Here is a 12,323-nt window from a genome sequence, read left to right on the forward strand (position 1 = left end):
CACGGGGCAAGGCAAACCATCGTTTACTGTCGCATGCGGAACCGGGTCGATATTCTGAGCTTTGCTCAATCCGACCGCAGCGAACCTCAAAGTCGTTCAGCGCGGTCCCAGGCAACGGTCCCATGTCATGCAGACAGAAATGCTTCCCGTTTTCGTAACTGTAAATCTTCTCGGCGTAGTCGGGATCGTTGTCTGGCATCTTCAAGGGCGCTCGCGGCCGACAGCGCGCCTGATTGTCCAGATCATGCTTTTCCTTGCCATGACCGCCGCCGTCGTGCTGGCTGGTAGAAATCCCTTTCAGTACGAAGCTCCCCACATCGGCGGTTCGGGCACGTTGGTTGTGACCGCGAAGATTCTTTGGTGGACACATCTGGCCTGGGCCGCCATCGGCTTCGTTCGCATCTACATCGTACTCGATGGGCGACCAAAGGAGGCAAGGCTCCTCCAAGACCTGATCGTTGCGCTGGTTTATCTAGGGGTCGGCCTTTCGATCATGGCCTTCGTATTCGGCGCGCCGATCGGCACGCTGCTCGCGACCTCCGGTGTCGTCGCCATCATTCTGGGCCTTGCCCTGCAAAACACCCTGGGAGACGTTTTCTCGGGCATCGCCCTGACGCTCGGACGTCCTTACGTAATCGGCGACTGGATATCGCTTCCAGAGGGGACGGAGGGCCGCGTCGTCGCCAGCAACTGGCGCTCCACTTATCTTCTAACTTCGTCGAACAATCTCGTCGTGCTGCCAAACAGCGTGTTGGCAAAACAAGGCCTTACGAACTTGAGCAAACCCGACGAAGCTCACCAGATTTCGCTGACCGTGCACGTGCGCGCGGAGCACCGACCATCCGTCATTTTGGATACCATGCAGGACGCCTTGGCCGGCTGCAATTCCGTGATACGCGATCCTGCTCCATCGGTTTCCTTGCGAGCGATCAATGCCGCCTACACGCAAGCCGATCTGCTGTTCCATGTTCCAGGGCCGTCTCATCGGAATCCGATCCGAAACGAAGTTATCGAAATGGTCTTCAAGCACTGCCGCGCCAACGGGGTGGAGTTGGCCATGCCACCCAATTCCAGCTACCTCGTCAACGCAGCTGAACCGGCGTCGGCTGGCCGCGCGCCTTCATTGGTTGACGAAGGGGAGGATACCGGCTTGGAGCTAGCAAAATCCGCGAAGGTCCGGTCTTTTGCCAAAGGAGAGCTTATTGGTACTGAAGGTTCCGGGCCCGACGGCTTGCTTGTTATTCGGACAGGAATCGTGGAGCTGCGTCGGGGAACTCAGGTGACCCGCCTTTCACCCGGCGACGTGGTGATTGGCTCAGTCCTGTCGGACAACGCTGGTGTCGACGAAGTCCGTGCGTTTACGAGGGTGACCGCCGACGAGATTTCTCCGGAGGCACTCGAACAGATGATGGAACGCAATTCTGCCCTGATGGAGAGTTTGAAAGCCAGGTCCGGGACATCGCACTCAATTACCCCGGCACCAAGTCCTGACACCGCCGGCGACAATGCCAGACCAGATTTTGCTCATGCGGTGAGATCGCTTTTCAGGCGGGACGCCGCGGAAGCAGGATGAGTGTTGATCATGACAGACGTCTGCACCCAGGAGTCCGCCGAGGCAGCATCATCGACCTGACAATTGACGTATTGGAAGCGGTTCTAGCGACAGGCGAGCGAGACATGGAACGAGAAGCGTGGATTTGGGCTCAATTTGCGGTCGCCTCCGCTATGGCGGCCGCGACCCTTATTCTGGTCGGTGAGCCGCTCGCTCTAATAGCGCCGCTTGCTTTGATGCTGTCGATTGCGCGAGGACGTCCGATCGCGGTGCTTGTGATTGTGATCGTATCGACCGTGGTTTTTGCCCTTATCCTCCACGAGGAAGCGAGCTCCGTCATTTCGGTGCGTTCGGCGGTGTTCGGGCTATGCGCCATCTGGTTGGGGGTTATTTTTCTTCGCCGTCAGAATGGCTGCGCGGGCGATCTACATTCGAACCTCGGCCAAATCGATCGAGTTTTGAAGGTCTCCTCTTCAAGCAGAGCGTTTTGGAAGAGTGCGACGAAGGTCGTCAGGTCGGGGGAGCACGCGACTTCCTTCGATACTGATCTTTACAGGGATACAGTCGAGGCTTTGAAAGACCGGGAACTGGAGTTGCGGCAGCTCGTCGACATGGTTCCGAGCAACCTGTGGCGTCTCACCGCCGAAGGAGAGCCCGTGTTCTTCAACAAGAGGATGGTCGATTATCTGGGCTTCGATGTCGCGGGTGTACGTGGACCCGGAACAAGCTTTTTCGACAACATGATGGAGAAGTGCCTCCATCCCGACGACCTACCGAGGGTAAGAGTAGACTTGAAGGGTAGTCTTGCGACGGGGGCGAAGTTTGCCGCCAGGTACCGTCTCCGCCGGCACGACGGGGTATACAGATGGGTGTCGGGGCGCGCTGAGTGCATGCGCGACCATCGCGGTGAAATAGTTCAATGGTACGGGCTGAGCCACGATGTGGACGATCAAGTTCGCGCCGAGGAGGCGCTCCAACGAAGCGAATGGCATCTCCAGCATCTCATTGACTCGTTGCCAGTCAACATCTGTAGCTGGACGCCCAACGGCGCGATCACATACGCCAGTAAACGACTTATCGAAGAATTCTCTCCCAGCCCGATGACCATTTCCGGGCTGGCGAGAGCGATCAAGACACGCGTTCATCGGGGAGATCGAAAGGAGGTCCAGAGGCGGATCATCCGGGCAATGAGATCGGGCAAAATCTTCGAGATGCGGTACCGTCGCGCCACTGCGGCTGGAGCTTACCGCTGGATGTCCGATCGGTTCGAACCCGTGAAGGACAAAAACGGCGCGATTCTCGAATGGTACGCAATCTCCATCGATGTTGACGATGAAATGCGGGTTCAGCAGACGCTACGTGAGAGCGAACGATCCCTCCAGCAACTCGTCGAGACACTGCCGACGCTAATCTACTGCGCCGATCCAAATGGCAAGCCGATATACAGGAGCAAGAGCCTGCAGGAGTTCCTGGGATTCAATCTGGCTGACAAAGACGAGGCCGGCAGATCGAGGCTGGACGGGACACTAGAGGCTATCATTCATCCGGATGACTTGCCGACGGTCAAGGAGAGATATGCCCGCTCCCTTGCCACCGGTGAGCCATATGCGATGAAGCACCGCCTGAGACGCTTCGACGGACAATATCGTTGGGTGGAAACGCGAACGGCTGCTATGCGATCCGAGGAGGGGAAGATCATCCAGTGGAACGGCGTTTGCATCGACATCGATGATCTTGTCCAATCGCAGGAAGAACTACGTCGAGCGCAGAGAAATCTGTCACGAGCGAGCGAAGCGGCAAAACTTGCCGAGTTGACGGCATCGATCGCACACGAAGTGAGCCAGCCGTTGTCGGCTCTCGTCTCGAGTTCGGACGCCAGCCTCAGGTGGCTTCAGGCCGATCCTCCCAAGGTGGAACGGGCTCAGCAAGCGCTCGAAAGGGTCATCCGCAGCGCGAACATCGCAACATCGGTAGTCAGCCGAATCCGGGCGTTGTTCCGGCGCAATGACGAGGAGCGCGTTGACGCTTCCATGCAAGACGTCGTGGCCGAGGCCCGGGAACTCATGGCAGAGGAGGGGTATAGAAAAAACGTGCGTATTGATCTGGCTTTCGAAGCGAACATGCCTTCGGTGCTGATCGACCGAGTACAAATCCAGCAAGTCGTGGTGAATCTTATCCGGAATGGCTTGGAAGCCATGGATGACACATCGGACCGATCGCTTTCGATCCGCCTGTATGTCGTTAGAGGTTTCGTCCAGACTGAAGTCCGCGATACCGGGCCGGGAGTAATTGAGACCGAACAACTATTTGAACCGTTCTTCACGACCAAGGGGCAGGGAATGGGGATGGGGCTCGCAATCTGCCGGTCGATCGTCGAGGCGCACGGAGGACGACTGTGGGTCGAACCGAATACACCGCGCGGAGCCGCGTTTGTGTTTTCGATCCCTTCGATAGTCCCGCTTAGAACATCCGTATAGCTATTAACCTGCGCGCCTCTACAGCACGATCCGCGGGCCGTTGGCGAGCCCGATTGCGTTTCCCTAAAAATAACATGGATCGTCGCAATGACACAGCGTCTCAACTACGCGCAACACGCGCCCGACCTCTTTAAAGCCCTCATGGGCCTCAGCAACGCCATCAAAGAAGCATCGATCGAACAGTCGATCCTCGACCTCGTAGACATCCGCGCTTCCCAGATCAACCAGTGCGCGTTCTGCCTGGACATGCATTCCAAGGAGGCCACGATCCACGGCGAGCGCCCGCTGCGTCTCTACCATCTTGCGGCACAGAGGCGCTCACCACCCTTTCCGAACACGGGGTCGCCAAAGAGCTGTTCGTCAGAGTTCGGGGGCAGTTCTCCGAAAAAGACATGGCCGATCTCACCTTCCAGATCATGGCCATCAATGCCTGGAACCGCGCTAGCATTGCCGCCAAAGCGATCCCAGGGTCGGCTGATAAGGCTTATGGTCTGGACAAAGCCGGCCTCGAATAATGAAGAAGGGACGTTCGTTCGGCAGGTCGGACGTCCCCCCGACAAGACAAACCACTGTATATCGTGCCAATCGATCAAATATCCGTAAGCTTCTATATGTCGGACGGCGCACTCTCATCCTTCCCGAGCGCCGACGGCTATCGCTCGGCTGCCCCCTCTTAGCCGAGCTCGCGGACAATCCCCCGTCCGCCAAGCGGGCCGTCCTTGTTCCTTGCAGGGGCGGCCCCTTTCATTTCGCGCGGTCACGCCTAGCCCCGCGAATGTCTCTCTAAACCATTGAATAGGTCGACTCGGCCACGGTCTAATGGCAGCCGATATCGGAGGAAGGTAAGATGAGTACAGATGGACCGCTTGGGCCGACAGACTTGGTAGCGGGCACATACTGGAGGATCGAAGATGCTAGAGAACCCTTGCGCCGAACCTACGAACGCGACTGTACACATCATTGACGATGACGCGAATTTACGGTTGTCGCTACAGAATTTCTTCGAGTCGATCGGCATGGAGGCTGACGAATTCGGGTCGGCCGACGAGTTCCTCGAAGTGGCCGACCTTTCTGTGCCGGGATGTATCCTCCTCGACGTCAAGTTGCCGGGGATGAACGGAATTGAGCTGCAGGCATGTCTGAAGGCGGCCGGTCATCCGCTTCCGATCATTTTCATGAGCGGTAATGCCAACGTCTCGATCAGTGTGCATGCTATGAAAGAAGGCGCGTTTGACTTCCTGCTCAAGCCGTTCGATGGGAAAACTCTTATCGAGACCGTACGCTTGGCGGTCAGACGAAACGCCGAGTTGAGGGAGCAGGAGGCGGCCCTATCGATATCCCGCGCTTGCGCGGAGAGGCTGACGCCACGGGAGGCGGAAGTCTTCGCGTTCGTGTCCAGGGGGCTGTTGAACAAACAGATCGCCTACGAGATGAACATCAGCGAGATCATGGTGAAACTCCACCGCGGCCGTATGATGAGAAAACTCCAGGCCCGCTCCCTCGTCGACGTCGTCCGCCGCTTCGATCAGCTGCAACAGCCGTCCAGACGCGAAACGCCCGATGTGCGTCGGGCCGTGGTCCGGGCCTGATTGACCAGTCTTTCACGACGCCAGCGTGCTGGCGTCGTCCCGACCAGCTTCCTGAATAGCTTGCTGAGGTGGGCTTGGTCGGCCAGTCCGCATTCGAAAGCGATGGCCGATAGTTGTTGATCCGGTTTGAGCATGAGTTGTTGCGCCCTCTCGAGACGCTTATTCAGAAGAAATGCATAAGGGGCGATGCCGAAAGATATCGCAAACGCTCTTGAGAAATGCCCGGCGCTCATGCGGACCTCGGTAGCGATATCCTCCACCTTGATGGTTTGCGACAGCCTGTTCTCGATGAAACGCAGGGTCTTCCGATACTGCCACGCGCACAATCCGGTGCGCCCACGTGCCGGATTTCTCACGACGATGTCGGATAGGCCTGACGATGTACCTTCCCAAAAATGCTCGACGGGCAAGGGGGTAAGGTGGAGATCGATCGGCATGTCGAGGTCGGACATCTTCAAGCTCGCGGATTTCAGTCGGGTCTCGATCAGACCCAATGACGCGCATGAAATCCATCCGTGCGGAGTGCGCTTCGGCTAGTGTATTAGCATTGTCAACCTACCCTCGGGGCTAGGTCGCTCAGACCGATATCCGCGGGTCGGCCCACGCCTGCGCAAGCTCTACCATCGCGGAAACAACGATGTAGAAGGCCCCCAATGCCAGGGACATCCCCAATATCGCCGGAAGGTCGGCAGCATTGAAGGACTGGACCATGTAGAGGCCGATACCAGGCCAGGCGAACACCCGTTCGACGACAAGAAGCCCGCCAAGAAGCAATCTCACCTGGAGCCCGAACATCGCTATAGGAGCGGAAGCCGAATTGCGCAGCCCGTGGAAAAGAAGAACGTGAAGTGGGCCAAGTCCTTTCCCGCGGGCCGTCAGGATGAAGCCCTCTTGCATGACGCCGTATAGGGAAGCCGTAAGCGTTTGGCACAGAGCCACAGCTATCGGCAAGGCGAGGGCAATCGCAGGAAGCGCTAGATGTTTCAGAACGTCGATAAAAAGATCGATCCTGCCTGCCGCGATGGTGTCGAGTAGCAGAAATCCGGATCGCGATTGGAAATCAGGAGCGCCTATCCTTCCGCTGCTCGGAAACCAGTTCAGCTCGAACCAGAAGACGTAGATCAGCAGGAGGGACGTCAGCACCACCGGCGCGGAACCGAACCCCAGAAGGCTCAGGCGGAACATACGAACGCGCTTGCCGACCACGCTGACGACCGTAACCAACCCTGCGATCAAAGTACCCAAGGAAAGAGCCGCCAACGACAATTCGATCGATGCAGGAGCTGCATTGACGAGGTCCATCGTTACAGGGTTGCGCGTCCGCAGCGAAGTGCCAAGGTCGCCTCTGCCGAGATTTTTGATGAAGCGCCAATACTGAGCGAGGATCGGAGCGTTCAGCCCGAGGCGCTCGCGCAGCGTGTCGACCGCCGCCGTCGGCGCGGTCGGACCGGCGAGTATCCGAGCAGGATCGCTGGGAACTATGCGCTGCAGGCTGAAGACGATGAAGCTCATGGCGACCAGAACGACCAGCAAGCTCGAGACCCGCTTGAGCGCGAAGCGCAGCATGGCTCAACGCCCCCTGAGAGACGCCCGGACGGCGTCGCCCAGGACATTGGCCGTGATACACAGAGCGAAGATGACGAGGCCAGGGATGATCGGCAGCCACCAGAATGCGGTGAGACTGTCCATTGACCTCGAAATCATCGAGCCGAGTTCCGGAGCGGGATCGGGCTGGCCGAGACCGAGAAAGGACATCAGTGCTAGTGCGCTGACCACATTGGCGACATCAAGCGCCGCCGCCGCGACGAGCGCCGGATAGACGCCCGGAGCAAGGTAATGCCAGATCAATCGCCACCACCCGATACGAGCCACCTGTGCGGCTTCGAAGTGCGGTCGTGCTTTCAGCCTCCGGGTTTCGTCGCGCGCGATCACCGCATACCATGGCCACCAGGTCAGCGCGATCGCGATCAGGGTGTTGACGGTTCCAGGACCCAACGTCGCCGCTATGGCTAGCGCTACCAGCATAGAAGGTAGCGTCATGAAAAGATCGACCAGGCGCTGCACCGCGAAGTCGAACCACCCGCCTACGAACCCGGCCGCGACGCCGATCGCCAGTCCGACAAACAGGCTGAATGCGATCAAGGCCAGGGCTGGCAGCCATGTATAGCGCAGCGCGAGTATCGTCCTCGACGCCAAGTCACGGCCTATCTCGTCCGTTCCGAAGAGATGCAGCGTTGACGGCGGCGAGAACGTCGGCCCTACCCTAGCTTGCGGGTCGAAGGGCGCGAGCTGATAGGGAAACAACGCAAGTGCCGTGAAGACCAGAAAGAGGAGCGCGGCTACACATCCCCAGGTCCCAAGCCTCATTGCGGGGATTCTAAGACTTCTGACGTCTGATAGCACTCTTGGCAAAGTCAGGTTCTCTCCAAGCTGTCATTCGGTCGGCGATCAAGGTCGTGTTGGCGAGCATTCAGCGAGTCTGCCCGGCCCAAATCTTTGGCGACGCCTCCATGGAGCCAAACAATCCGGTCGGCGAGATACCGGGCGGCCGCCATATCGTGCGTCACAAAGATCATCGCCATTCCAAGCCGGTGTCTGAGCTCGCCGAGCAGGTTCAGCGTCGAGGACGCGAGAGACACATCCAGCGCGCTGATGGGCTCGTCGCACAGGAGAAGGGACGGGGGGACAGCGATCGCGCGTGCGATGACCGCGCGCTGACATTGACCTATCGAAAGCTCCGAGGGAAGCGACGAGGCCAGCTCCGGCCGCAGCCTGACGAGTCGCAGCACTTCATCCACCCGCTTCTCGGCCGTCGACTTGTCAAGGTGTCTTAGCCGATCTGAAATCTGCCTTCCGATAGAAAGCCATGGCGTCAACGACGAGAAGGCATCCTGGAAGATGAACTGCAAACTCCCTTCCCCCCCGCCAAGCTTTACGAGGCCACTATCCGCAGGCGTGATGCCAGCCGCTATCCGGAGAACCGTGGATTTCCCAGAACCGCTCGCACCGATCAGGGCCACAGCCTCGCCCGCATTGACGTGGAGATCGAAGCCTTCCAAAACGGCCGATCGACGGTCTGTGCGGTTGGCTCGGTGTTCGGTCAAGGATTTCCTCACTGAGCGCATTTCCAAAACAACCGCGGTCGAACGCTGGGGCCGTAGTGGCCATTTTTCCGACAGCTTCTCGTTCTCAAGCGACCTCGTCTTGTCGGTGAAGAAACAGGCGACTGCTCCTTCGCCGTCCGGCGTTGGCTCGATCGGTGGACGCGTGACGAAGCATTTCGGCCGCGCTATGGGACATCTGTGAGAATAGTGGCATGCGTCCTCGACCACTGGCAGCCTGTCGTCCTCTCGGAGAACCGGGAGGGGGCGGGTCCTGTCTGACTCGAAATCGAAGCGGGATTTCAATAGGCCGGCCGTATAGGGATGAGCCGGTTGCTTGGTGACCCGACCGGTTGCGCCCGTTTCCGCGGCACGGCCAGAATAAAGGACCAACGTGCGGTCCGATATCCTGGCGGACGCAGCGAGGTCGTGTGTGATAAACAAGACGGCCGTGTCCCGCTCTCGGACGATCTCGTCGAGCATGTTCAGGATTTCGGCCCGCGAGTCGGTGTCCAACGCGGCCGTAGGCTCGTCTGCGATCAGCAGTCTGGGCTGTGCCATCATGGCCATCGCCACCAGCACCCGCTGCCTTTGGCCACCCGATAGCTGGTGGGGGTAGCGCTCGAGGATGCGCTCCGGCTCCTTGATGCCCGTCCGTGACAGCCAGTCGAGGATGATCGCTCGGCTTACGGTGGCCGATTCCAGTAGCTGATTGGCGATGGTCATGGTGGGATTGAGAGCCGACAGCCCGTCTTGGGGTATGGCCCTCACGAGATGGCGGCGGATTTCGCGCATGCTACGTTCGGTCGACCCGATCACTTCCTGTCCGCAGATTTCGATCGATCCCGCTACGATGGGGTTCCCGGACGGTGCCAGCAGACCTTGCACGGCCAAGCCAAGCGACGTCTTACCCGAGCCGCTCTCGCCGACCACTGCGAGGTTCTCGCCGGACGCCACGCTTAAATCCACGTCGTCGAGCACCTTCACCGACTTTCGGGCGGAGCGGAAGGATATGCAGAGGTTCCTTACGGCGAGGATAGGTGGATTGGTCATGGTCGTCGCTATTCGATACGTGTTTCTCCATCTGCAAGGTCTGCCGTCCGTCAGGGTCCCGTCCGCTCGACCTTCGAATAGTCGATGTTTCCGATCGGATAGACAGGGCGCAGACCGAAGTTGCGGAGATCGCTGCGGTGAACGATCACGTTGTCGACGTCGACAAGCGGGATCGACACGCCCGCTGCGAGATAGAGGTCGCCTGCTTCCTCGTAGAGCGGATTGCGCTCCTCGGTTTCCGTCATGCGTCTCGCCTTGTCCACGATCGCGTCGGCTTCCGGCACGCGTCGTCCAAAGAAGTTTAGAGGCGCGTTCTCGGTATAGAAGGCGGTCAGCTGATTTTCTGGATGGGCAGCATCGGGACCTGCGATTGTCAGAAGTACGTCCGGCGCGTTCGGATCGTTCTTGACCGCAAAACCGGCACCCGGTGCGAGCACGTAGGAGGTGGCGTTTATTCCGACGGTCGCCAATTGCGCCGTCAGGAGGTCCGCTATCCGTCTGTAGGTGGAGGTCGCGCTGAACAAGCCTATGACGACGTTGACGTCGCCGTGTTTCTTGATCGTCTCCCTGGCCGCATCGAGATCAGTCGGAAACGTCATCGGCTTTCGAGGCGTAAGAACGCTTTTAGGATACAGTGACTGGGCCACGGTGGCATATTTTCCGAAAGCGTCGGAGACCCACGCCGAAGGATTGATTGCCGTCATGAACGCCCTCCTGACCTCCGGTTCATCCAGCGGGGTTCCGGGTTTCAGGAAGAGGTCATATAGCGTCATGTTCGGGGAAGCGGTGGCGATCAAACCTGCCGGCAGGCTGTTCAGCTGTTCAAAGGGATAGTTCTTGGGAACAGCATCGATCTGGCCTGCGCGGAGTTGCAGCATCTGCTGGCTGACATCTGGAATGACAGGAAGCCTGACCTCCCGGAAGAAAGGTTTCTTTCCCCAGTAGTCGTCGTTGCGGAGAAGGCCGTAGCGTTCGCCCCGCTTGAACTCACTCAGTCTGTATGGGCCGGTCCCGACGGCATGTTGGTTCAGCCACGTGGAGGCTCGATCCCCGCCGTCGTTTTCCTTCAAGGCCCTCGGGCTGAGGATCTTGGGTCCCCACGGGCTCGCGAGACTGTCAAGGAACGAGGGCTGAGGTTCCTTCAAACGTAAAACAACCGTTCGGTCGTCCAAGGCTTTCATGTCGGCCACGTTGTCGAAAAAGTAGCTCAGGGAAAACCTGCCGTCGCGCCTTCGGGAAAAGGACGTTATTACCGCCGACGCGTCGAACGGCGATCCGTCTTGGAATGTCACACCCGGCCGGAGCTTGAAAGTGTAGAGCAGACCGTCGTCGGAGATCGTCCAGCTTTCGGCCAGGAGACCGCGTAAAGTCGTTGATAGCTCTTCGTACTCCACGAGCCCTTCGTACACGTTGTTGATGACGCTGATTCCGTCGATCTCGAACCCGTTGTCGGGGTCGAAAGTGCCGATATCCGTCGAAATTGGAATGCGCAGTGCGGGCAGCTCCTCGGACGCATTGACCCGCAACCCCGAGAACACGAGGGCGAGCAACGCGATGACAGCAAGTCGTGCAGCGGCTCCCAGCAACTTTGTGTACATTTATGCTACCTTGGCTGTGCTTTGTTTCAAGTACAACCTACGCAATCTGCTGGTAAATTCTTGTCGGATTCCCGCCAGAAGTGGGCAGGGGCAGTGGTTTATGGTTTTTCCATGGTGTATATTTTTTGTGCACGTCGCCAGCGTATTGGGTGGGTAAGGGAGATTGTCCCGGTGCGCAGTTGGTGCCGTAGCCCAGGGGGAAGGGATGGTGTGCCCGGAAACATATCCGAATGCCGAACCGATCGTGATGCTTGTCGATGACGACGCTCATGTTCGCGACGCCATGGAAAACCTCCTTAGTTCGGTCGGCATCGAGTCGATGGCCTTCGCGTCGGCGAGGGAGTTTCTGCAGACGAACCTGCCTGACCGGCTGGGCTGTGTCGTGTTGGATGTCCGCATGCCGGGATTGAGCGGACTCGATCTCCATCAGCACATGGCTCGACATGGTATGAACACCCCCGTTGTGTTTCTGACCGGGCACGGCGACATAGCCATGAGTGTCGAGGCCATGAAGGCTGGTGCCATCGACTTCCTGACCAAGCCGGTCAGAGATCAGACCCTGCTGGATTCGATATCACGAGCCATCGAAACCGATCGTATCCGCAGGGAGGAAACCGCCGCGTCACGCCGACATCTCGAGCTGTATGAAACGTTGACCTTTCGCGAGCGGCAGGTTCTCAAGCTCGTCATAACCGGCGCTCTGAATAAACAGATCGCTTACGAGCTCGGTATCACGGAGACCACCGTCAAGCTTCATCGCAGCAACATGATGAAAAAGCTCAAGGTCAACGCCGTGACCCAGCTGTTTACAGTCTGTCAGTCGCTGTCCCGAGTTCTATACGACTTGGAGATAGGGCGGGGCTAGTTCGATACCTGTGCCAACGGACAGGTATCGCGACGAGCGTCCAGAGTTTATTGTGGAACATCGGTGGCTGCCTGTGGTTGGCTGCCGG

9 protein-coding genes and 1 pseudogene are annotated in these 12,323 nt (G+C 58.6%); 5 read left to right on the forward strand and 5 right to left on the reverse strand.

Going from position 1 to position 12,323, the window contains the following annotated elements:
• Positions 1-127 precede the first annotated feature (127 nt).
• The 4 genes and pseudogenes from ASC90_RS16355 (at position 128) to ASC90_RS16370 (ending at position 5,618) form a co-directional block, all read left to right on the forward strand.
• Positions 128-1,573 carry a mechanosensitive ion channel family protein gene (locus tag ASC90_RS16355; protein ID WP_056542394.1) on the forward strand — a complete coding sequence of 482 codons (1,446 nt, stop codon included), beginning with the start codon at positions 128-130 and terminating at the stop codon, positions 1,571-1,573.
• On the forward strand, positions 1,570-4,029 hold the full coding sequence (locus tag ASC90_RS16360; RefSeq protein WP_056542396.1) for a PAS domain-containing protein: 2,460 nt from the start codon (positions 1,570-1,572) through the stop codon (positions 4,027-4,029). Before ASC90_RS16355 ends, ASC90_RS16360 begins: the two co-directional genes overlap by 4 nt.
• An 87-nt stretch (positions 4,030-4,116) precedes the next feature.
• Positions 4,117-4,544 (forward strand): annotated as a pseudogene (locus ASC90_RS16365) (carboxymuconolactone decarboxylase family protein).
• Positions 4,545-4,940: 396 nt separating this feature from the next.
• A complete protein-coding gene (locus ASC90_RS16370; protein ID WP_056542398.1) occupies positions 4,941-5,618 on the forward strand; it encodes a response regulator in 678 nt (225 codons plus the stop codon).
• On the opposite strand, the gene ASC90_RS16375 is transcribed toward ASC90_RS16370, so the two are convergent.
• The 5 genes from ASC90_RS16375 to ASC90_RS16395 all read right to left on the reverse strand — a co-directional run bounded on the left by ASC90_RS16375 (position 5,555) and on the right by ASC90_RS16395 (position 11,370).
• Entirely contained in the window at positions 5,555-6,055 is a 501-nt protein-coding gene (locus ASC90_RS16375) for an AraC family transcriptional regulator (protein ID WP_162246981.1), read from the reverse strand. The genes ASC90_RS16370 and ASC90_RS16375 overlap by 64 nt on opposite strands.
• Positions 6,056-6,194: 139 nt before the next feature.
• On the reverse strand, positions 6,195-7,184 hold the full coding sequence (locus tag ASC90_RS16380) for an ABC transporter permease (protein ID WP_056542402.1): 990 nt from the start codon (positions 7,182-7,184) through the stop codon (positions 6,195-6,197).
• Positions 7,185-7,187: 3 nt separating this feature from the next.
• On the reverse strand, positions 7,188-7,985 hold the full coding sequence (locus ASC90_RS16385; RefSeq protein ID WP_082519943.1) for an ABC transporter permease: 798 nt from the start codon (positions 7,983-7,985) through the stop codon (positions 7,188-7,190).
• 47 nt (positions 7,986-8,032) lie between these two features.
• Positions 8,033-9,772, reverse strand: coding sequence for an ABC transporter ATP-binding protein (locus ASC90_RS16390; RefSeq protein WP_056542407.1), 1,740 nt, complete (start codon positions 9,770-9,772; stop codon positions 8,033-8,035).
• Between the two features lie 50 nt (positions 9,773-9,822).
• Positions 9,823-11,370, reverse strand: coding sequence for an ABC transporter substrate-binding protein (locus tag ASC90_RS16395; RefSeq protein ID WP_056542409.1), 1,548 nt, complete (start codon positions 11,368-11,370; stop codon positions 9,823-9,825).
• A 205-nt stretch (positions 11,371-11,575) separates the two neighbouring features.
• Here ASC90_RS16395 and ASC90_RS16400 point away from each other — a divergent pair, with 205 nt between their 5' ends.
• Positions 11,576-12,235 (forward strand): response regulator transcription factor, encoded by a 660-nt coding sequence (locus ASC90_RS16400; protein ID WP_056542410.1) that lies wholly within the window; start codon positions 11,576-11,578, stop codon positions 12,233-12,235.
• Positions 12,236-12,323 lie beyond the last annotated feature (88 nt).

This window comes from Rhizobium sp. Root1220, assembly GCF_001426265.1.
In the GTDB taxonomy this organism is placed as follows: domain Bacteria; phylum Pseudomonadota; class Alphaproteobacteria; order Rhizobiales; family Rhizobiaceae; genus Rhizobium.